This window comes from Kosakonia sp., assembly GCF_032052965.1.
Lineage (GTDB): Bacteria > Pseudomonadota > Gammaproteobacteria > Enterobacterales > Enterobacteriaceae > Kosakonia.
The window spans coordinates 266,421-287,538 of sequence record NZ_DAMBVN010000003.1 but is presented as its reverse complement, the minus strand read 5'-3'; the positions used below and the strand labels follow the sequence as shown (position 1 = coordinate 287,538).

Sequence of the window (21,118 nt, the reverse complement as noted above, 5' to 3'; positions counted from 1 at the left end):
ATAAAAAGAACCCCGGCGAGTGCCGGGGTTGCGCAGTGATTACTCTTTTTCCGTCTGGGTAAGCGTAACGGAAGAGAGATAGTTCAGCAGCGCGATATCGTTATCAACGCCCAGTTTCATCATTGCTGATTTCTTCTGGCTACTGATGGTTTTAATACTGCGGTTCAGCTTTTTCGCGATTTCCGTGACCAGGAAACCTTCTGCGAACAGACGCAGCACTTCGCTCTCTTTCGGTGACAGACGTTTGTCGCCGTAACCGCCAGCGCTGATTTTCTCCAGCAGACGTGAAACGCTTTCCGGGGTAAATTTCTTGCCCTTCTGTAATGCGGCCAGCGCTTTCGGCAGATCCGTCGGCGCACCCTGTTTCAGCACAATACCTTCAATATCCAGATCCAGTACCGCACTAAGGATTGCCGGGTTATTGTTCATGGTCAGCACAATAATCGACAGGGTCGGGAAATGGCGTTTAATGTATTTGATCAGCGTAATGCCATCGCCATATTTGTCGCCAGGCATGGACAGATCGGTGATCAAGACATTTGCGTCGAGTTTCGGCAGGTTATTAATGAGCGCTGTAGAGTCTTCAAATTCACCGACTACATTGACCCATTCGATTTGTTCGAGTGACTTACGAATACCGAACAGTACAATCGGATGGTCATCGGCAATAATTACGTTCATATTGTTCATGTATTGGGCTACCTTGCTACAGCAAGCTCTTGACGTAAGCGTCAATGTCGCTGATGTAATTTTCTATGCCTGGAGCATCGGATTCACGAATTAATTGCTCCAGCGTTTCGCACAACTGCTTACCAGGTACCAGATTAAGCATGGCAAACACGCCTTTCAAGCGGTGTGCCGTCTGCGCCAGCGCAGCGAAGTCGTTCAGCGCCGACTCAGTATACAACCTCTTAACATCGTCGGGTACTGTGTCAACAAACAGCGCATAATAGCCGCTGGCATGGAGTTCGGCATTTTCATCGCCCCCCAAAGGCGACTCCGGTACTTCTTCCTGCGCCAGTTGCTCCTCAATAAGCTGCAATATTGCTCCCTGCATTGCATTGCTCATATTAAAGTTGACGCGCAATTGACCAGGGCCAATTTTCCGCACGCCAGCCTCATCATCGCTTAAAAGCAATCCTGAGGCAGTAAGATTAGACGGATTATCTGTCAAAAAGAGATCATATTCTTGACTTGATAAGCGCTCATCCGGGGAAATGCAGCTTGCGCCCCAGTTTTCCAACTGGCGCACGACAATATTGCGGATTTCGCTGGAAGTAACATCAATCATCGCCACCACGTCATCCAGCAATTTCTCTTCGCTTTCCGCCTGCTGCGCGCGGGCCGCCATTCTGACATGCAAAGAGTAGCGAGTACCCAGATCATCACGCGCTTTGATATTTAAATGCCCACCCAGTTTCCTGGCCAGCTGATCGCAGAGCCAGAAGGTGAGAGCGTTGGCTTTACCGTATTGATCGCCCTGTGTGGCATTGAGGAACGGGAAGTGCAGATTATCGATTTCACTGGAGTTCACCCCAACGCCGGTGTCCAGAATGCGGAACGTCAGACGATCTTCTGCCGACTCGTCCATATTCACTTCGAGGGTGATTTTGCCCATCTGCGTGGTGGTTACCGCATATTGAATTAATAGCAACAAAATACGGCGGAGCGCATCACGATCGCCGTGACGTTCTTCATTTGCTGGCAGATGGTTGTTAATAAGCAACTGAAGTCCTTTGCGCTTAATAACAGGCAACACATCCGGTACCACTTCATCAATCAGATCCTGAATAGAGAACAGCGTCGGCGAACCTTTCCAACTGTCGTTCTCCAGCATATGCGCCAGTTGAATCTCATCAACAAGCTGTACAAGCCTGTCGGCGTGATCGGTGAGCAGATTACCTTCCTGGCTTTGTAATGCCGCCGCTTCGCTGGCCAGCGCTTTGACGGGCTGTTTCAGCGCTTCGGCCATATTGCTCATAAAGGCGGAACGCCCCTGCTGGTTTTTCTCGTACAGGCGTTGTGCCTGTTTAAGCTTTTTATTCACCAGCACTTCGCGGTCCTGGTCGCGAATAATAAAGATTTGTGTGCGAGAAGCCACCTGGCTGCGAAACTGACGGATCTCGTACAGTTCGTTATTCACTGTCGCCTGGATCACACCCTGGTGTTGATCGGCCATGGCAGTAATATTTTGCAGATTCAGGTGTGGCAACAGATGATCGGCGATTTTATTACTCAGCACCGTGCGGTTTGCTTCCTGGTCGTGCACCAGCAGGCCAAGCGGTAACAGCGAGACAATCTCTTCATTAAAGGCACGCATGACGCGTAATTCATTGTTGGTGCCTGGCGGTGTCAGACTGTCAGTTTTGCGCCCTGGCTGGTGGCGAAAAGTGGCGTAGCCAAACAATGCCAGCGCCAGCAGACCAATGTTTAATAGCAAGGGCAGCAGGATATTTTGCAGCGTATCCAGCAGCAATGTGCCAAAAGGCACCTGCCAAATCAGGCGCAGGCCGGTTCCGCTGAGCGACGAAGAGATTTCGATTTTGGAACTGTTGAAATTCACAGACGCGCTGTCTGCCGCTTCTTTATCTTGTGTGCGGCTGGTGGGTTGTGCCGTGTCTGGATCGAGGCGGAAACTGTCCAGCGTCATTCCGGGCGGGATCAGGTCATTAATCGGTAGATCGAAGGCAACCACTGTCGCCAGGTGGCCCGGCTGATTAAAGGTGGTGCGCAGCGTAAAGTAATGGCCGTTTTGCCAGTCCAGTCGACGCAACGAAGAAAAACTCTCGCGTTCATCCAGCGCATTGGCTTGTTGCAGCATTTCTGCCCGGCGGGAGTCGACGAGGTTGCTGATGGTGTTGTCTTTAAAACCGGATGAGAGGTCTTTGAGCGGCAGTGTCGAAACCAGGATCATGCTGTTATCCTGGCCGTTAAGGTAATACATCGACCATGGCACCGTTTCCGCGCCCCACAGCGTATCCAGATAGGTAGAGATGCGCTGGGTCATTTCCAGCGTTGAGCTATCGTGGGAGCCGAAAATCAGCGCTTCGGTTTTGCGCCGGGGTTTTTCTAGATAGTAAACATCCTGCTTTAAACGCGTCTCTTGCAAACCTTCGCCCGATGCAGAAGAGGGCGCAGCGGCAATGTTGTCGTAAATCTGCCAGGTAGCATAACGCCAGGTGTCGATGCGTTTATGAACAGCGTGCGTCACATCGACAATTTGATAGCTTTTATCCTTCAGCCAGGCGTTAACCGCGCTTTGGATCATGACGCCCATCGTAACGAGCAGGACGATAATTAACAGAAGAAAGAAACGGGTTAAGTTGCCCGGTATAAGGGAAAATTTGCCAGGGATCATTGTGTCAGATTGACTCATTCGTGTGTGTAACCCGTTATGACAACACTGCCAGGACACTCAGCCGTTGCTGAGACAATGTTGCTGCCATGCCGTCAGAACCGCCTGTTGTGATGTGCGGTGTACTGATAGATGTTGTGCTGCTGAGTAGTGTACAGCAGGCAGTATATCGGTTAATCGATGAATTTCCAGATTCTCTTCACAGAGAGAGCCTGAAACATTCAGAGAGAACCTACTTCGCTAAACGTAGCGGTAAAAACGTACAGCACAACAGCTTTGTACAAATATTTACCGTTGCGCTGATAAAAGATCGCACGAAATAACAAGAAATTAATTACCGCTTTCGTGCAATAAGAAAAATCTGGCATGTTTGTTGATTAATTAATAGTCGTTACAAATAGTGATTATATGTAGATTGAAGTTCAGGTCGGGTAAAGAAAGGTAAAAAAAAACCGAATGCAGGGCATCCGGTCATAAGAGGGGTAAACAGACATTCAGATTCGAATGACGGTAATAAATAAAGTTAATGATGATAGCGCTGATTATATTAGTTGCGATCGACGAGGCGGGTTTTGCAATCAGTGCTATAAAGTTCTTTCTGGTTAACTTGCTGTTTTATAAAATTTTTTATGTATTTTTTGATTATTAGCGCCTTATTTTTTGGCTATTTGTGCTAAAAAAAGTTCCCTCGAATTTACATCATGAAACATCTCTCAAGAAATATGAAACATCTTTAAAGTTTTCGTATCATATTCTTGTTGGATTATTCTGCTTTTTTAGGGAGAATGAATTTGCCAGCTGATTAGAGGGTTGATCAGCAAGCAGTGGCAATAAAAATGCATATAACAGAGGGTTAATAAAATGAAAGTTAAAGTACTGTCCCTCCTGGTACCGGCTCTGCTGGTAGCAGGCGCAGCAAATGCGGCTGAAATTTATAACAAAGATGGCAACAAATTAGATCTGTACGGTAAAGTCGACGGCCTGCACTATTTCTCTGATGATAAAGGCTCTGATGGCGATCAGACTTACGTGCGTTTTGGCTTCAAAGGCGAAACACAGGTAAACGATCAGGTAACTGGTTACGGCCAGTGGGAATACAACGTTCAGGCGAACGACACGGAATCATCCAGCAATCAGGCATGGACCCGTCTGGCATTCGCAGGTATCCGCGTTGCTGATGCCGGTTCTTTCGACTACGGTCGTAACTACGGCGTCATTTACGACGTGACTTCCTGGACTGACGTTCTGCCGGAATTCGGCGGCGACACCTACGGTTCAGACAACTTCCTGCAATCCCGTGCTAACGGCGTTGCAACCTACCGTAACACCGACTTCTTCGGGCTGGTTGATGGCCTGAACTTTGCTCTGCAGTACCAGGGCAAAAACGGTAGCGTAAGCGGTGAAAACAGCTCCGGCCGCAGCACCCTGAAACAAAACGGCGACGGTTACGGCGCAGCACTGACTTACGATCTGGGCGCAGGCTTCAGCGTTGGTGGTGCAATGTCTTCTTCCCGTCGTACTGCTGACCAGAACGCAACCAACAATGCTGCACTGTACGGCGAAGGCGACCGCGCAGAAGTATACAGCGGCGGCCTGAAATACGATGCCAACAATATTTACCTGGCGGCACAGTACTCTCAGACCTATAACGCAACCCGTTTCGGTACGTCTAACGGCTCCAGCCCGTCCACCGCTTATGGTTTTGCTAACAAAGCGCAAAACTTCGAAGTGGTTGCTCAGTACCAGTTCGACTTCGGTCTGCGTCCGTCTATTGCTTACCTGCAGTCCAAAGGTAAAGACATCACCAACAATACCGGCACAGTTAACTTCGGCGATCAGGATATCCTGAAATACATCGATGTTGGCGCGACCTACTACTTCAACAAAAACATGTCTACCTACGTTGATTACAAAATCAACCTGCTGGATGACAATGACTTTACCCGCGCTGCCGGTATCACCACCGACAACGTTGTGGCACTGGGCCTGGTTTACCAGTTCTAAGTTAGCCACGTACACTGCTCAGGGGCCGAAAGGCCCCTTTTTATTACCGCTATCTTTTCAACCCTGCGTTTTGGTGTACCCTTGCCGCCATTAAAAGGAGAGAACACATAATGGCGATGACATTTCTTCGTGCGGGTTTGACCGCGGCACTGTTATTCCTGGTCGGGTGCGACACCGCGCCTCAGGTTAAGCCGACCGTGCTGGAAGGCAAAACCATGGGCACCTCATGGCGTGTCAGTCTGGTCGATATCAACCCGCAGCAGGCTCAGGCCTTAGCACAAAAAATTCAGGCACAACTGGATGCCGACGATCGATTGCTCTCAACCTGGAAAAATGACTCTGCCCTGATGCGTTTTAACCATGCCGCGAGCACGGCGCCCTGGCCGGTTAGTCCGGAAATGGCGGATATTGTCACCACCTCATTGCGGGTTGGGGAAAAAACTGACGGCGCGATGGACATAACGGTCGGGCCGCTGGTCAATTTATGGGGTTTTGGGCCGGATAAGCAGCCGGTTAAAACGCCGGATCAGGCGCAAATAGACGCCGCAAAAGCGCGCACGGGCCTGCAACACCTGAGCGTGATTAATCGCGCCGGCGAGCAATTCCTGCAAAAGGATCTGCCCGATCTGTTTGTCGATTTGTCGACCGTTGGCGAAGGATACGCAGCCGACCATTTGGCGCGCCTGATGGAACAGGAAGGCATTGCCCGTTATCTGGTGTCGGTAGGTGGGGCGCTCGCCAGTCGCGGCATGAACGCGCAGGGGCAGCCATGGCGCGTGGCTATCCAAAAACCGACCGATAAAGAAAATGCCGTCCAGGCGGTGGTAGATATTAACGGTCACGGCATTAGCACTTCAGGCAGTTATCGCAACTATTATGAACTGGATGGCAAACGTATCTCGCACATTATCGACCCACGAACCGGGCAGCCGATCCAACATGCGCTGGTGTCGGTGACGGTGATTGCCCCTACGGCGCTGGAGGCGGATACCTGGGATACCGGCCTGATGGTGCTGGGTACAGAACGGGCAAAAGAGGTGGTACAACGAGAAAAACTGGCGGTGTTTATGATCATGAAGCAGGGCGAAGGCTTTACCACCTGGATGTCACCGCAGTTTGCCTCTTTCCTGGTTAGCGAAAAGAATTAAAGCGCAAGATTGCGGGTGTCGTATGGCAAGCTAACGGGCACAGTAAGGCTAAGCTTAAACGAGGAGCCTGAAATGAACGACACGTTTGTAGCAGATGAACAGCGCTGGCAGGCGGTTCTGGCGCGTAACCCGGAGGCCGATGATCAGTTTGTTTTCGCCGTACTGACCACCGGGATTTTTTGCCGTCCCTCCTGCACGGCGCGCCATGCCCTGCGGCAAAATGTGCGCTTTTACCCGGATGCGGGCCACGCGGCGGCGGCCGGATTCCGTCCGTGCAAGCGTTGCCAGCCGGATAAGGCGCACCCGCAGCAACAGCGGCTGGAGAAAATCGCCCGTGCCTGCCGTCTGCTGGAACAAGAGCAACCGATCACGCTGGCTGCGCTGGCGGAACAGCTAGCCATGAGTCCTTATCATTTTCACCGCCTGTTTAAATCCATTACCGGGATGACGCCAAAAGCCTGGCAACTGGCTTTTCGCGCCCGGCGTCTGCGGGCCCGGCTAGCGGAAAACGAAACCGTGACCGGCGCTGTGCTGGCTGCAGGTTTCCCGGATAGCAGCAGTTATTACCGCCATGCAGACGCCTCGCTGGGAATGACCGCCAGGCAGTTTCGCCGGGGCGGGGAGGCGATCGCGGTTTGCTATACCGTGAGCGAGTGTTCACTGGGGCGATGCCTGGTGGCTGAGAGTGAGCGGGGGATTTGTGCCATTTTGCTGGCCGACAGTGATGAGCAGTTGATGACAGAACTGGCGGGGCTTTTTCCGCATGCCCAGCGTGAACAAGGCAGTGCAGAATTTATACAACGCGTCACCCAGGTTATCCATCGCCTGGAAAATGCCGATAGTCCGTTCAGCTTGCCGCTGGATCTGCGTGGCACGGCATTCCAGTTACAGGTTTGGCAGGCGTTGCGTGAGATCCCTGCGGGTGAAACGCTAAGTTATCAGGCGCTGGCGCAGAAGATAGGCAAGCCCGGCGCGGTTCGCGCAGTTGCCAGCGCCTGCGCGGCGAATAAACTGGCGATTATTGTGCCATGCCATCGCGTGGTACGCGGCGATGGCGCGATCTCTGGCTATCGTTGGGGAACAGCGCGTAAAGCACTGTTGCTGAAACGCGAAACGAAGAAAGAGGAGACCTGATGCTCGATCTGTTTGCCGATCATGAACCCTGGCAGGAGCCGCTGGCGAGCGGGGCGGTGGTGTTGCGACGATTTGCCCTGCCGCATGTCGAAGCCCTGATGCGAGGCATTGCAGCCGTAACCAGTCAGTCGCCGTTGCGCCATATGGTGACGCCAGGCGGTTATACCATGTCCGTGGCGATGACCAACTGCGGCTCGCTCGGCTGGACCACCGATCAACGCGGTTATCTGTATGCCCCGATCGATCCGCAAACCCGGCAACCCTGGCCGGCGATGCCTGAAGCATTCCGGCTGCTTTGCCAGCAGGCCAGTAGCGCTGCGGGCTACCCGGATTTCCGCCCGGACGCCTGTTTAATAAATCGCTATGCCCCGGGCGCAAAATTGTCGCTGCATCAGGATAAGGATGAGCCAGACCTGCGTGCGCCCATTGTTTCGGTTTCTCTCGGCTTACCGGCCATCTTCCAGTTTGGCGGAATTAAGCGAAACGATCCGCTACAGCGGTTGATGCTTGAACACGGGGATATCGTGGTGTGGGGCGGCGAATCGCGGCTCTTTTATCACGGTATTGCGCCGCTGAAGGGGGGGTATCACCCGGTGACCGGCGAATGTCGTTATAACCTGACGTTTCGCCAGGCCAGTCCCGCTAAACAAAAATAAGAATTATTCTTGATGTAAAACGACAGCCGTTTAAACTGCTGGCTGTTTTTGTTGACCGGGTCGTTTTATGGAACTCCTCCTTCTTGTCTGGCGGCAGTACCGCTGGCCATTTGTGGCTGTGTTGATGCTCTCACTGGCCAGCGCGGCATTTGGCATCGGACTCATTGCCTTTATTAACCAGCGGTTAATCGAAACGGTGGTTTTGTCGCTCACCGTGTTGCCGGAATTTTTGGGGCTATTGCTGTTGCTGATGGCGGTCACACTGGGATCGCAGCTGGCGCTGACCACGCTCGGCCATCATTTTGTCTTCCGGCTGCGTAGCGAATTTATCAAGCGCATCCTGGATACGCCGGTTGAACGTATTGAACAACTGGGCAGCGCCTCGCTGCTGGCTGGGCTGACCAGCGATGTCCGTAATATCACCATTGCTTTCGTCCGTTTGCCTGAGTTAGTACAAGGGATCATTCTGACCATCGGATCGTCTCTCTACCTGGCGACCCTCTCCGGCAAAATGTTGCTGATCACCGCGTTGTGGATGGCACTGACCATCTGGGGTGGTTTTATGCTGGTTTCCCGCGTGTATAAGCACATGGCAACGCTACGTGAAACGGAAGATAAGCTGTATAACGATTTCCAGACCGTGCTGGAAGGGCGCAAAGAGCTGAACCTGAACCGCGAACGAGCTCAACATATCTTTGAAAAGATGTACCTGCCGGACGCCCGCGAGTATCGCCACCACATTATCCGTGCCGACACCTTCCACCTGAGCGCGGTCAACTGGTCAAACATCATGATGCTGGGTGCCATTGGCCTGGTCTTCTGGATGGCAAACAGTCTGGGCTGGGCGGACACCAACGTGGCGGCGACCTATTCCTTAACGCTGCTATTCCTGCGCACGCCGTTGCTCTCGGCTGTAGGCGCACTGCCCACCTTATTGAGCGCGCAGGTCGCGTTTAATAAGCTGAAACAATTTGCGCTGGCGCCCTGGCAGGCGGAATTCCCGCGCCCGCAGGCGTTCCCGAACTGGCAAACGCTGGAGCTGCGCGATGTGACCTTCAAATATCAGGATAACGACTTTGCCATTGGCCCGGTCAACATGACGCTGCAGCGTGGTGAACTGGTGTTCCTGATCGGCGGTAACGGCAGCGGTAAGTCGACGCTGGCGATGCTACTCACCGGACTTTATCAGCCGGTTTCCGGCCAGATCCTGCTTGATGGCAAACCCATGGCGCACGACCGGCCGGAGGATTACCGCAAACTGTTCTCAGCGGTGTTCACCGATGTCTGGTTGTTTGACACGCTGCTTGGGCCGGAAGGCAATCCGGCCGATCCGGCGCTGGTGGCTAAGTGGCTGGAACAGCTGAAAATGTCACACAAGCTGGAGCTGAACAACGGCAAGATCCTCAACCTGAAGCTGTCAAAAGGGCAGAAAAAGCGCGTTGCGTTGCTGCTGGCGCTTGCTGAAGAGCGCGATATCTTGCTGCTTGACGAATGGGCTGCCGACCAGGATCCGCACTTCCGCCGTGATTTTTACCAGGTATTGCTGCCGCTGATGCAGCAGATGGGAAAAACCATTTTCGCCATCAGCCATGACGACCATTACTTCACTCATGCCGATCGTCTACTGGAAATGCGCGATGGTCAACTGACGGAACTGGTCGGCGAAGAGCGTGAAAAAGCCTCCCGCGATGCGGTAGCCCGCACTGCCTGATGTTTACAGCCCCCTTGTTTTGCGGGGCTTTGCTGATTTTTTGCCCGAACGCCCCCGCGGTTTATTATTTTTTACAAAGCCTGCCGCTATGCTTAAGGCTGTCCAGCTTCGCTGTGCCGGAGCGTTTTGCCATTCAGAGATAGCTCAATGTCAGTTACCAAGAAAAACAGCGTCAAACTGCGTGATGAGGAACGAGCGCGTCTGATTTGGCTGCTGACCACGCATAAAGCCCTTACGGCGGCACTGCTGGGGGAAGTTTCCCCCATCGAACAGCTCGACAGTGAAGCGCTTGAGCAGGATCTGGTCGAAGTCCGGGCGCTTGCTGCCCACCTGCCGCCACCGGATCTGGCCGATACGCTTGAGGCGTTGCCGGTTGATGAGCGCCACGCCTTATGGCGGCTGGTGGAGGATGATAAGCGTGGCAAAGTGCTGCTCGAAGCTTCGGAAAACGTCTGGGGCGATCTGATTGACGAGATGAGTGACCGGGCATTACTCGATACGCTGGAAACCCTCGACATTAATGATCAAATCTGGCTGGTGCAGAATCTGCCGCGTAACCTGACCGGCAGGTTAATGGCGACGTTGCCTCCAGCGGAACGTGCGCGTGTCCGGCAGGTGATGCGTTACGGCAAAAACTGCGTTGGTGCGATCATGGAGTTCGAGGTGATCACCGTACGTTCGGAAGTGACGCTGGCGGCAGTGCAACGCTATTTGCGACGGCTGGGCAAGATGCCGGAAAACACCGACAAACTGTTTGTTATTGGGCGGGATAACCGTCTGACAGGCGAACTGGGGCTACAAACAATATTGCTGAACGCTGCGGGCAAGCGGGTCAGCGAAGTGATGGATGCCGACCCGGTGAGTTTCTCCCCGGAAGATGAAGCAGAAAAAGTCGCCCGCACCTTTGAACGTGACAACCTGCTTAGCGCTGCCGTGGTAGACAATGATGGCATGCTGATGGGGCGTCTGACCATCGATGAGATTGTCGATGTGGTGTATGAAGAGACGGATAACGATTTGCGTCAGATGAGCGGCCTCAGCACGGAAGAGGATGTTTTTGCGCCGGTGAGTAAAGCAGTGAAGACCCGTTGGGTCTGGCTGGCGACCAATTTATGCACGGCCTTTATTGCCTCGCGAGTGATTGACGGCTTCGAACATACCATTTCACAACTGGTGGCGCTGGCATCATTAATGCCGATTGTCGCTGGTATCGGGGGGAATACGGGTAATCAGACCATTACCATGATTGTTCGTGCGCTGGCAGTTCAGAACATTCAGCCGGGCAACATTACCTTCCTGATCCTGCGTGAGATGGGGGTGGCGTTAATCAACGGACTGGTGTGGGGCGGGATTATGGGCGGTGTCACCTGGTGGCTGTATGACGATGCAGCGCTCGGCGGCGTCATGACGCTGGCAATGGTGCTAAACCTGCTAATGGCTGCGCTCATGGGGGTCTTGATCCCGATGATGATGACCCGACTGGGACGCGACCCGGCTGTCGGCTCAAGCGTGATGATCACGGCTATCACCGATACCGGGGGCTTCTTTATTTTTCTTGGGCTGGCGACGATTTTTCTGCTGTAGCGCCTGCTGTGCTGCGCCATTTCGCTGGTGTTACCGCCAGCGTTATCAGCCCGGCGGCGACACCGATTGCCAGATTACCGGTGCTGACAGTGGCCGCGACCGTCACCAGCATAACTACCGTTTCAACCAGGGGCGCCCGTTTCAGCGTGGCAGGTTGCAGGCTGCCCCAGTTAAAGGTTTTAAATGCCACAATCACCATAATCCCCGCCAGGACTGCCATTGGGATTTTCGCCATCACTTCACTTAGCGCGGTGACCAGCAGCAGTAAAACCAGACCTGCAGCCACCGTTGACAGGCGGGTACGGCCTTTACCCATCTCCACATTGACAATGGTCTGCCCAATCATCGCGCAGCCGGCAATACCGCCATAACAGCCCGCCAGGATATTCGCAATGCCCAGCCCGGTGCTTTCCCGCCCTTTGGCGGAGGGCGTGTGGGTGAGATCGTCAACCAGTTTGGCGGTCAGCAACGACTCCATTAACCCGACAAAAGCGATGCTTAACGCGCACGGCCAGACGATGCTCAGGGTGTGCAGATCAAACGGTACCAACCATGGCGTCAGGCCTGGCAGGCCACCACGCAGTGATCCTTCATCGCCAACGGTGGGCAATAACTGGCCCGAGAACACGGTGAAGGCGGTTAATAACACAACGGCAATAAGCGGCGAGGGGATGCTTTTAACCCAACGCGGCAGCCACAGCACAATCAGCAGCGTTAGCACGAACAGTGCCAGTATCAGCGGGTCGCGGCTCCAGAAATGGGGAACCTGGGCGAAGAAAATCAGGATACCGAGCGCGTTCACAAAACCGGTCATCACAGCATGCGGAATAAAACGCATCAGGCGCGCCATTCCGGTCAGGCCGAACACAATCTGGATGGCACCTGCAAGTAACACCGCAGGTAAAATGTATTCCACCCCGTTCTGATGAACCATCGGTCCGATAACCAGAGCGACTGACCCTGCGGCAGCCGTGACCATTGCCGGACGTCCGCCCAGTAATGACATACCCAGGCACAGCACGACGGAGGCGATCAGACTGACTTTGGGATCAACGCCCGCAATCACCGAGAAGGAGATAACTTCCGGGATCAGTGCTAATGCGGTCAGGACTCCGGCCAGCACTTCGCGGCTGAACAGTTGCGGCGACCGCAGGACGTGGCTGAGTTGATGAGCAGAAAGAGGGTTTTTTTCGGTCATAAGGATCCGCGGGTGAGTCTTGCCATCATGATGCAGGCAAACGGCATCCATACGATTGGCAAAGCGCAGGATGATAGCAGATTTCACCCGCTTAAGACCAGCAGTAAGTGTTAAAACTAATGCAAAAAATCAACTTATTAGTAACATTTATACAATGGAAATTTAATGATTAAACATTATTTAAATCTCAGATTTTAAGTGCTACGTTAAGAGCGCTAACGACTTTACCCTCAATAAATGCGAATAAAGCAGCACTAAAAGTAAGGCAATGACAACATGAAAAAAATGACTGCCAGACTGTTTTCGATGGCCGTCGGGCTAAATGCTGTCTCGAAAGCAGCAAAAGGTTCCGCATCGAAAGAGCAGGAAACAGATGTGCTTTTAATTGGTGGTGGGATCATGAGCGCCACATTGGGAACCTGGCTTGCGGAGCTGGAGCCCGACTGGTCGATTACGATGGTAGAGCGGCTGGATGCCCTTGCGGAGGAGAGCTCCAACGGTTGGAACAATGCCGGTACCGGGCACGCCGCATTAATGGAACTGAACTACACGCCGCAAAGCGCGGATGGATCGATCAGTATCAAAAAAGCGATTGAAATCAACGAAGCGTTTCGTATTTCTCGCCAGTTTTGGGCACACCAGGTGAAGACCGGTGTGCTGCGCGAACCGCGCTCCTTTATCAATACCGTACCGCATATGAGCCTGGTGTGGGGCGATGACAACGTTAACTTCCTGCGCGCCCGCTACAAAGCATTGCAGCAGAGTTCGCTGTTCCGCGGTATGCGCTATTCCGAAGACCCGCAACAGATAAAAAAATGGGCGCCGCTGGTGATGGAAGGGCGCGATGCAAAACAGAAAATTGCCGCGACACGCACCGAAATTGGCACTGATGTGAACTTCGGTGAACTGACCCGTCAGATGATTGGTTCGTTGCAGAAAAAAGAGAACTTCTCGCTGCAACTGGGCACCGAAGTGCGTGGCCTTAAACGCAATGCTGACAACAGCTGGACAGTGACACTGCATGCGTTAAAAGGCGGCGGTGAACAGGTCATTAAGGCGAAATTTATCTTTATTGGTGCCGGTGGCGCGGCGTTGAAGCTGTTGCAGGAATCCGGTATCCCGGAAGCGGCGGATTATGCCGGTTTCCCGGTGGGGGGGCAATTTCTGGTGTCGGAAAACCCGGAAGTGGTCAATCACCATCTGGCGAAAGTCTATGGCCAGGCTACTGTCGGCGCGCCGCCGATGTCTGTGCCGCATATTGATACGCGTATTATTGATGGCAAACGTGTCCTGCTGTTCGGGCCGTTCGCCACCTTCTCGACCCGCTTCCTGAAGAATGGTTCGCTGTGGGATTTGCTACGGTCGACCAACACCTCGAATCTGCTGCCCATGCTGACGGTGGGGATGACCAACTTCAGTCTGGTGAAATACCTGGTAAGCCAGGTGCTGCAAAATGAAGACGATCGCTTTGATGCGCTGCGCGAATATTACCCGCTGGCGATGAAAGAAGACTGGCGTTTGTGGCAGGCTGGTCAGCGTGTCCAGATCATCAAGCGCGAGCCGGGTAAGGGTGGGGTATTACGTTTAGGCACCGAAGTGGTGAGCGATAAGGAAGGGACGATTGCCGCGCTGCTGGGCGCATCGCCTGGCGCTTCTACCGCCGCGCCCATTATGCTGGAGCTGATGGAGAAAGTGTTCACCGAACGTTTTGCTTCTGAACGCTGGCAGGCAAAACTGAAGGAGATCATCCCTTCTTTTGGTACGGAGCTGAACGGCAATGTTGACGCTGCTGATGAAGAACTGCGTTACACCAGCGAGATCCTCGGGCTGAAATGCGACGAGTCACTGGTTGCCGATGTCACGCCGCCGGTGCAGAAACCGTTGGTGCATCCGCAGAGTGACAGTGAAACGGTGGCCGATATCGCCCTGTGAACTGAGTATCACTGTGATAAAAATCCTGGCTAACCCGCCGGGATTTTTTTTTGCAGCGTATGCACAGCGCCGCGGTGTCACTCATTGCAGGTTTTACCTTTCCCTGATCGCAGGCATAAAAAAACCAGCCGTAAGAGGCTGGTTTTTCGGGGGAATTTTGGTCGGCACGAGAGGATTTGAACCTCCGACCCCTGACACCCCATGACAGTGCGCTACCAGGCTGCGCTACGTGCCGACATGTGGCGCTAATAGTACCCTTTTCGTCGCTGAATGCAAGTGAAGGGCAGACTGAGTGATTTATAATTAATCAATCAGTTAGCGATAAAACGTTTTTCATCCGTCAGAACCTGCAACAGCAAACTGAGTTGCGGTTTCTGCTCGCGCACTTTATTGCCCTGCGCATCCCAGGTCTGGTAATTGCCATTCTGGCCAAGCACCAGGGTCATTTCCGGCGTGGTAATTGCCAGCGTGTCGCCATTGGCAGCGGTGACCCAATTGTTACGCCGTGTGGCATTGAACAGATCCTGCCCCTGCGAATATTCATTCGCCGGTGTGCTGACGTGCAGCAAACGCTGCATCAGCGTGGTCATTATATCTTTATGATCCGTCAGCTTATTGATGTGCTGAGCCGGTGTGCCTGGCCAGTGAACAACCAGCGGCACATGCAGCGTGCTACGTGACCAGTCGAAACGGCTGGCCTCTTTGCTTTCCGGGATACCGCGCCCGGCGGTAATGATCACCACCGTATCATCGAGCTTGCCAGAGGCGCGCAGCGCATCAATGACGCGGGCGATTTGTGCATCCACATCGGATGCCGCACGGCTGTATTTGCGAGCAAAGCCCTGCTGGTTGCTGTCCAGCGAGGCGGTGCCATTAAGCGACACCCAGGAGAACCAGCGGTTGTCATCCTGCGCATAGTGGCTCAGCCAGTTAATCCATTGATCGGCAGTTTGCTCATCGCTTTGCGGTTTTGCGGCCGGCAGTGAGAAGTCAGACAGCAATGCCTGGCGGTAGAGTGGGCTGCTAAAGCCGTCTGAAGAGAACAGGCCTAACTGATAGCCCTGCTGGTTGAACGCGGTGATCAGCGCCGCCGGAATACGCGCTGAGAGTACGCCATCCATATAGCTTGGCGAAATACCGTAGAACAGCCCGAAGTAGCCGCTATCGGCGGTATTGCCGGAGCTCATATGTTGGGTGAAGCTCACATTCTGCTGGGCAAAACTCGCCAGTTGCGGCATCTGTTTTTCATAGCGCGAATAGTTAAGGCCATCAACGGTAATTAACAGGACGTTATGCCCGGCGCCCATATCCTGATAACGCAGCTCACTGAGCGGATACTGCACGGACACGGCTTCCGGATTGCCTTGTTCCACCAGCCGACGCTGATAATCCTGCGCATCCAGCAGGCCGTGTTTTTCCAGAAAACGCCGCGCGGTCATCGGGTAAGAGAGCGGCAAGTTGGCGCGCTGCATGGTGATTGGGCGATAGAAATTGGCATCCGCCCAGATGTACATTACATGAGTGGCAACAAAGGCGACAAAGAAGAAGACGGCCAGCGGTTTGGCATAATGGCGACGGCGGGTGAGGCTGCGCAGCTTTTGCCAGCTCCAGGTCGCGAACAGCATTTCAATCAGCAGGATCACCGGCACGCTGATAAACATTAACTGCCAGTCACGCGCCGTTTCGTTCTGATCCGGGTTAATCACCAGCTCCCAGACGACGGGATTTAAATGCAGGTGGAAACGGGTAAAGACTTCGCTGTCAATCAACAACAGCGTCATGCCCATGGTGGCGAAGATAGCCGACAACACGCGCATCAATCGCTGTGACATGACAATAAACGTCAATGGAAACAGAATCAGCAGATAGGCGGCGAAGACCAGAAAACTGAAGTGCCCTACCACGCTTAAATAAGAGTAGATTCGGCCCGAAAGGGTAGTGGGCCAGTCGGCGACAAACAGATAGCGGCTACCCAGTACGATGGACAACAAAATGTTGAACAACGCAAACCAGTGCCCCCAGCTCACCATCTGGGAGACTTTTTCAAAATAGCGCTGACGATTCGTCACCATAAACTCTTGTTAATTCCCTTAATGCGCTTTGTCGTCGCCAATAGACGATTGTAACGCCTGAGCGAATGACCTGGCGATAGCCTGACGCTGGGCGGGCGCAACGCTGGTGTTAATCAGGTTGGTTACCATATTGCCCAGCACCATCAGGGACAGGTCGGTCGGCGCTTTGTGTTTTTCCAGCACGTTGGCCAGCTCAGTGAGCAGTTCTTCAACGTGTGCATCGCTGTAACGGGAGATTTGTGGCATAAATCGACATCAGTTTATGTTGGTTCATGAAAGGGCAACATATTACCGTAGCAACAGCTTTTTTTCTGCTTTTTTATCTGCTGTTGCACAGTCGCGTTGGTGGTGGTTGAATACCGCGGTCTAAAAGGAGAGTTTATCATGAGTCTGGACATCAACCAGATTGCCCTGCATCAGCTTATCAAACGCGATGAGCAAACCCTTGAGCTGGTGCTGCGCGATTCTTTGCTGGAACCAACACCGCCCGTTGAAGAGATGGTCGAAGAGTTGCACCGGGTCTATAGCGCGAAAAACAAAGCGTATGGCCTGTTCAACGAAGAGAGCGAGCTGGCGCAGGCGCTGCGCTTGCAACGTCAGGGTGAAGAAGAGTTTCTCGCGTTCAGCCGTGCGGCGACCGGACGTTTACGTGATGAGCTGGCGAAATACCCCTTTGCTGATGGCGGTATTGTCCTGTTTTGCCACTACCGTTATCTCGCGGTGGAATACCTGCTGGTGGCGGTGCTGAACAACTTAAGCAGCATGCGCGTGAATGAGAATCTGGATATCAGCTCCACGCATTATCTTGATATAAATCATGCGGATATCGTCGCCCGAATTGACCTGACCGAGTGGGAAACCAACCCGGAATCCAGCCGTTACTTAACCTTCCTGAAAGGTCGCGTTGGGCGTAAGGTCGCCGATTTCTTTATGGATTTTCTTGGCGCCAGCGAAGGACTGAACGCCAAAGCGCAAAACCGCGGTTTGCTGCAGGCGGTGGATGATTTCACCGCCCAGGCGGAGCTGGATAAATCCGAGCGCCAGACGGTACGCCAGCAGGTTTACACCTACTGCAATGAACAGTTGCAGGCCGGTGAAGAGATTGAACTGGCGTCGTTGTCGAAAGAGCTGGCAGGCGTGAGCGAAGTCAGCTTCGAAGAGTTTACTGCCGGCCAGGGCTACGAGCTGGAAGACAGTTTCCCGGCCGACCGCAGCACGCTGCGCCAACTGACCAAATACGCGGGCAGCGGTGGCGGGTTGACCATTAATTTCGATGCCTTATTACTGGGCGAACGTATTTTCTGGGATCCGGCAACCGATACGCTGACCATCAAAGGCACGCCGCCAAACCTCCGCGACCAGCTGCAACGCCGTCTTAACGGCGGAAAATAATCCTCAAAACCTGCTGACTGGCAGGTTTTTTCTTTGCGAGCCACGGGAGCTGTTTTAACGATGACGCATCCGCCAGGTATCGACTTTGTATTGCTGCGCACTGTGTTGCGCAAACATGCGCTGCTGTTTTGTCTGCTTTTGGGCCTGGGCGTTATTTTTCTGACCGCTTCGCTGCTGCTGTATTTCCATGCCTGGTTACCCGATGAAACGCACACTATTGCGGGCATAATTGGGATTGCGGTCTTTTTTCTTTGTGGTCTGTTTCTGGTCGGCTTTGCAGTGACGTCAAACATCAGCAGTGTGCGTTATTACTATGCCAGCGGGCTGTTACGCCAACACGGTGTTAACACCAGCGGGACAGTGCTGAAGAAAACGCGTCTGGCCCACAACGGTAAAGTCGGCAACAAAGTGGATGATCACGGCGAAAAAGACGATATCGAAATTGATGAGCTGGAGTTACGCGTCCATTTTCATTTTGACTATGCAGGGCAACGCTGGGAAGGGGAGGACCTGCTGAACCAGGAGCCGCTTTTTGATGCGCTAACGGAAGGGCAGACTGTTCCGCTGCGCATGCTGCCCTGGGCGCCGTCTCAGGCGATGATCCGCCAGCGCACACTGCTTAAGCAGGTCATGCACCGGCAGTCAGATGAAGGGGATGAACCGCGTATTGGTCAGCCATTGATGGACGGCGAACAGGCATAAAAAAACCCCGCCGTAGCGGGGTTTCTTCAACTTGTCGACGATTAAGCGCGAACGAAGTCGATGTGAGACAGTTTCGGTTTGTACGGGTGACGCTGTACAGCCTGAACTTTCACTTTTACTTCTTTGCCATCAACAGCGATGGTCACTACTTCGCTATAGAACTCAGCTTTGGACTGCAGGTTCCACAGTTTGTCGTGGTCCAGTTCGATAGCGATCGGCGCTTCAGTTCCACCGTAAACGATAGCCGGGAACTTGTTAGCTGCGCGCAGGCGGCGGCTCGCACCCTTACCCTGCTCTTTACGTACGTCTGCATTGATAGTAAACATTTAAATCTCTCTTTAATAAATCCTGTTACAGGCGACCCAGCAACAGGCAGATGATCGGCTTTCGCGGATGCAAAAGCGGGCGGTATTCTATCCCCGAATGTTCGATACATCAATCAAAAGCACGTTTATCCACGTAATTCATGCGCCCGACGGAAACGGCCTTCATAATCGAACACTTTTTCACGCACTTGCCAGAACTGGCCTTTCATCCGCGCCACCACAAAGTCGGGATGGCGCAGCAGCGCTTGCTGGGCGACGATATCGCGAGCCACAATCCAACGCAGCGGCATGCCGGGAGTACGGGTATGCGGGCGGATAAATAGCTGTTCGAAGGCGGTACGCTGCGCGGGTGTCTGTAGACGGAAGCGCTCACTGACATCCGCGCCATCTTCATCGTAATAGGTGATTTTCAGCCATTCGCCTTTCTCGTCCGCGCCGTTCTGGAGCGTCATACCACTGCAGCGCAGCACCAGCGCATCTTTCAGTTTCAGCGCTGCTTTCAGCATATCGTCAGGATCGACCAGCACCGTGTCGCAACTGCGGCAGCGACGGGCAGCAATGTCATTTTCTGCATGACACTGCGGGCAGTTTTTAAAGCGAAAGCGGTAATCACACTGTTCGCGATGACCTTCATCATCTTCCAGCCAGCCCTGGCAGCGGCGGCCAAAATGCTCAATGAGCGTGCCATCCGCGGTGGTTTTACCCCAAAAGGTGTTGGCGAAACCACAGGCAGGGCAGAACACCTGTACCGGCACATTGTCGCTTTTGCCTTTTGGCGCACCGATCTCCGGCGCGTAAAGGTCGTGCGGGTTCCCCGCATAATCAAGGATAAGACAGTCGGTTTTGCCCGGCGAAAGCCGAAGACCGCGGCCAACGATTTGCTGATACAGGCTGACGGATTCTGTCGGACGTAATATGGCGATCAGGTCGACATGCGGCGCATCGAAACCGGTGGTCAATACTGCCACGTTGACCAGATAACGGAATTGCTGGTTTTTGAAGGCATCGATTAACGCATCGCGTTGTGGGCCAGGCGTCTCTCCGGTAATCAGTGCAGCCTCGTCCGCGGGGAGTAACCCGGTGATCTCCCGCGCATGCTCAACGGTCGCGGCAAAAATCATTACCCCTTTGCGCGTCTGCGCAAACTCAATAATCTGACTAATGATATGCGGAGTAATTCGCTGCTGTTTTTTCAGTTCCCGGTTCAGATCTGCTTCACTGAACAGACCGTTGCTCTGCGCCTGTAAGCGGCTGAAATCATACTGTACAACGGGCATGTCCAGCCGCTCTGGCGGTGTGAGATAACCGTGCTTGATCATATAGCGCAGCGGCAGCTCATAAATGCAGTCGCGAAACAGCGCCTTTTCGTCGCCGCGCACCATGCCATGGTAATGAAAGCGATAAATCCAGCCTTTGCCCAGCCGGAAAGGGGTAGCGGTTAAACCCAGCAGTCGTAAGTGAGGGTTCACCTTACGCAGATGGGCCAGGATCTGCTGATACTGGCTGTCATCGTCATCGCTGATGCGATGGCACTCATCCACCACCAGCAGTGAAAATTCACCCTGAAATTGCGCCAGATTGCGCGCCACCGATTGCACACTGCCAAACACCACTTTTCCGTTACTTTGTTTGCGTTTTAATCCGGCAGCAAAGATATCTGCTTCCAGCCCAAGGGCAATGTATTTGGCATGGTTTTGTGCGACCAGTTCTTTCACATGCGCCAGCACAAGCACGCGACCGCGTGCCAGACGCGCCAGTTCGGCGATGACCAGGCTTTTTCCGGCCCCGGTCGGTAGCACGATCACCGCCGGTTCAGCATGTTGACGAAAATGGGCGAGGGTGGCATCCACCGCTTCGCGTTGATAGGGGCGCAGCGTAAAAGTCATTGTCTCGATGAGGGTTGC

Annotated in this window: 16 protein-coding genes and 1 tRNA gene; 9 read left to right on the top strand and 8 right to left on the bottom strand. The window is 53.5% G+C overall.

The features are described from left to right. Nucleotides 1-39: 39 nt before the first annotated feature. Nucleotides 40-690, bottom strand: a complete 651-nt coding sequence (gene rcsB / locus RTX30_RS06440; protein ID WP_312688005.1) for a response regulator transcription factor RcsB — start codon at nucleotides 688-690, stop codon at nucleotides 40-42. 16 nt (nucleotides 691-706) lie between these two features. Then, complete coding sequence (rcsD, locus tag RTX30_RS06435; protein WP_312688002.1) at nucleotides 707-3,376, bottom strand: phosphotransferase RcsD; 2,670 nt, start codon at nucleotides 3,374-3,376, stop codon at nucleotides 707-709. A gap of 840 nt (nucleotides 3,377-4,216) precedes the next feature. Between rcsD and RTX30_RS06430 the strand changes: the two genes are divergently transcribed. From RTX30_RS06430 to mgtE, 6 genes are all read left to right on the top strand, one after another. Continuing rightward, on the top strand, nucleotides 4,217-5,359 hold the full coding sequence (locus RTX30_RS06430) for a porin OmpC (RefSeq protein WP_312687999.1): 1,143 nt from the start codon (nucleotides 4,217-4,219) through the stop codon (nucleotides 5,357-5,359). Nucleotides 5,360-5,469: 110 nt separating this feature from the next. Then, nucleotides 5,470-6,507 carry an FAD:protein FMN transferase ApbE gene (gene apbE, locus RTX30_RS06425; RefSeq protein WP_312687996.1) on the top strand — a complete coding sequence of 346 codons (1,038 nt, stop codon included), beginning with the start codon at nucleotides 5,470-5,472 and terminating at the stop codon, nucleotides 6,505-6,507. Between the two features lie 72 nt (nucleotides 6,508-6,579). Then, nucleotides 6,580-7,641 carry a bifunctional DNA-binding transcriptional regulator/O6-methylguanine-DNA methyltransferase Ada gene (gene ada, locus RTX30_RS06420; protein ID WP_312687994.1) on the top strand — a complete coding sequence of 354 codons (1,062 nt, stop codon included), beginning with the start codon at nucleotides 6,580-6,582 and terminating at the stop codon, nucleotides 7,639-7,641. Further along, on the top strand, nucleotides 7,641-8,297 hold the full coding sequence (gene alkB / locus RTX30_RS06415; RefSeq protein ID WP_312687992.1) for a DNA oxidative demethylase AlkB: 657 nt from the start codon (nucleotides 7,641-7,643) through the stop codon (nucleotides 8,295-8,297). Before ada ends, alkB begins: the two co-directional genes overlap by 1 nt. Nucleotides 8,298-8,364: 67 nt before the next feature. Beyond that, the gene (locus RTX30_RS06410) at nucleotides 8,365-10,008 is read left to right on the top strand and encodes a multidrug ABC transporter permease/ATP-binding protein (RefSeq protein WP_312687990.1); all 1,644 of its coding nucleotides are present in this window, start codon (nucleotides 8,365-8,367) and stop codon (nucleotides 10,006-10,008) included. Nucleotides 10,009-10,155: 147 nt separating this feature from the next. Continuing rightward, nucleotides 10,156-11,592, top strand: coding sequence for a magnesium transporter (gene mgtE / locus RTX30_RS06405; RefSeq protein WP_312687988.1), 1,437 nt, complete (start codon nucleotides 10,156-10,158; stop codon nucleotides 11,590-11,592). Here the strand turns inward: mgtE and RTX30_RS06400 are convergent. Continuing rightward, entirely contained in the window at nucleotides 11,555-12,790 is a 1,236-nt protein-coding gene (locus RTX30_RS06400) for a SulP family inorganic anion transporter (protein WP_312688225.1), read from the bottom strand. The two genes, mgtE and RTX30_RS06400, sit on opposite strands and share 38 nt — an antisense overlap. Before the next feature lie 276 nt (nucleotides 12,791-13,066). Between RTX30_RS06400 and mqo the strand changes: the two genes are divergently transcribed. After that, nucleotides 13,067-14,722 carry a malate dehydrogenase (quinone) gene (gene mqo, locus RTX30_RS06395; protein ID WP_312687986.1) on the top strand — a complete coding sequence of 552 codons (1,656 nt, stop codon included), beginning with the start codon at nucleotides 13,067-13,069 and terminating at the stop codon, nucleotides 14,720-14,722. A gap of 158 nt (nucleotides 14,723-14,880) precedes the next feature. On the opposite strand, the gene RTX30_RS06385 is transcribed toward mqo, so the two are convergent. The 3 genes from RTX30_RS06385 to RTX30_RS06375 all read right to left on the bottom strand — a co-directional run bounded on the left by RTX30_RS06385 (nucleotide 14,881) and on the right by RTX30_RS06375 (nucleotide 17,040). Then, a tRNA-Pro gene (locus RTX30_RS06385) sits at nucleotides 14,881-14,957 on the bottom strand. Between the two features lie 76 nt (nucleotides 14,958-15,033). Beyond that, entirely contained in the window at nucleotides 15,034-16,794 is a 1,761-nt protein-coding gene (gene yejM / locus RTX30_RS06380) for an LPS biosynthesis-modulating metalloenzyme YejM (protein WP_312687984.1), read from the bottom strand. An 18-nt stretch (nucleotides 16,795-16,812) separates the two neighbouring features. Continuing rightward, complete coding sequence (locus RTX30_RS06375) at nucleotides 16,813-17,040, bottom strand: YejL family protein (RefSeq protein WP_312687981.1); 228 nt, start codon at nucleotides 17,038-17,040, stop codon at nucleotides 16,813-16,815. 138 nt (nucleotides 17,041-17,178) lie between these two features. Here RTX30_RS06375 and yejK point away from each other — a divergent pair, with 138 nt between their 5' ends. Next, the gene (gene yejK / locus RTX30_RS06370) at nucleotides 17,179-18,186 is read left to right on the top strand and encodes a nucleoid-associated protein YejK (protein WP_312687978.1); all 1,008 of its coding nucleotides are present in this window, start codon (nucleotides 17,179-17,181) and stop codon (nucleotides 18,184-18,186) included. Nucleotides 18,187-18,246: 60 nt separating this feature from the next. Next, nucleotides 18,247-18,888 (top strand): hypothetical protein, encoded by a 642-nt coding sequence (locus tag RTX30_RS06365; protein ID WP_312687976.1) that lies wholly within the window; start codon nucleotides 18,247-18,249, stop codon nucleotides 18,886-18,888. Between the two features lie 41 nt (nucleotides 18,889-18,929). Here RTX30_RS06365 and rplY read toward each other — a convergent pair whose 3' ends face one another. After that, entirely contained in the window at nucleotides 18,930-19,214 is a 285-nt protein-coding gene (gene rplY, locus RTX30_RS06360; protein WP_312687974.1) for a 50S ribosomal protein L25, read from the bottom strand. A 125-nt stretch (nucleotides 19,215-19,339) separates the two neighbouring features. After that, entirely contained in the window at nucleotides 19,340-21,100 is a 1,761-nt protein-coding gene (locus tag RTX30_RS06355; protein WP_312688222.1) for a DEAD/DEAH box helicase, read from the bottom strand. Nucleotides 21,101-21,118: the final 18 nt, after the last annotated feature.

What these genes read in the sequence shown, in the direction of transcription:
- rcsB (WP_312688005.1), bottom strand. Translation starts at nt 690, where the DNA reads ATGAACAATATGAACGTAATTATTGCCGATGACCATCCGATTGTACTG.
- rcsD (WP_312688002.1), bottom strand. Translation starts at nt 3,376, where the DNA reads ATGAGTCAATCTGACACAATGATCCCTGGCAAATTTTCCCTTATACCG.
- RTX30_RS06430 (WP_312687999.1), top strand. Translation starts at nt 4,217, where the DNA reads ATGAAAGTTAAAGTACTGTCCCTCCTGGTACCGGCTCTGCTGGTAGCA.
- apbE (WP_312687996.1), top strand. Translation starts at nt 5,470, where the DNA reads ATGGCGATGACATTTCTTCGTGCGGGTTTGACCGCGGCACTGTTATTC.
- ada (WP_312687994.1), top strand. Translation starts at nt 6,580, where the DNA reads ATGAACGACACGTTTGTAGCAGATGAACAGCGCTGGCAGGCGGTTCTG.
- alkB (WP_312687992.1), top strand. Translation starts at nt 7,641, where the DNA reads ATGCTCGATCTGTTTGCCGATCATGAACCCTGGCAGGAGCCGCTGGCG.
- RTX30_RS06410 (WP_312687990.1), top strand. Translation starts at nt 8,365, where the DNA reads ATGGAACTCCTCCTTCTTGTCTGGCGGCAGTACCGCTGGCCATTTGTG.
- mgtE (WP_312687988.1), top strand. Translation starts at nt 10,156, where the DNA reads ATGTCAGTTACCAAGAAAAACAGCGTCAAACTGCGTGATGAGGAACGA.
- RTX30_RS06400 (WP_312688225.1), bottom strand. Translation starts at nt 12,790, where the DNA reads ATGACCGAAAAAAACCCTCTTTCTGCTCATCAACTCAGCCACGTCCTG.
- mqo (WP_312687986.1), top strand. Translation starts at nt 13,067, where the DNA reads ATGAAAAAAATGACTGCCAGACTGTTTTCGATGGCCGTCGGGCTAAAT.
- yejM (WP_312687984.1), bottom strand. Translation starts at nt 16,794, where the DNA reads ATGGTGACGAATCGTCAGCGCTATTTTGAAAAAGTCTCCCAGATGGTG.
- RTX30_RS06375 (WP_312687981.1), bottom strand. Translation starts at nt 17,040, where the DNA reads ATGCCACAAATCTCCCGTTACAGCGATGCACACGTTGAAGAACTGCTC.
- yejK (WP_312687978.1), top strand. Translation starts at nt 17,179, where the DNA reads ATGAGTCTGGACATCAACCAGATTGCCCTGCATCAGCTTATCAAACGC.
- RTX30_RS06365 (WP_312687976.1), top strand. Translation starts at nt 18,247, where the DNA reads ATGACGCATCCGCCAGGTATCGACTTTGTATTGCTGCGCACTGTGTTG.
- rplY (WP_312687974.1), bottom strand. Translation starts at nt 19,214, where the DNA reads ATGTTTACTATCAATGCAGACGTACGTAAAGAGCAGGGTAAGGGTGCG.
- RTX30_RS06355 (WP_312688222.1), bottom strand. Translation starts at nt 21,100, where the DNA reads ATGACTTTTACGCTGCGCCCCTATCAACGCGAAGCGGTGGATGCCACC.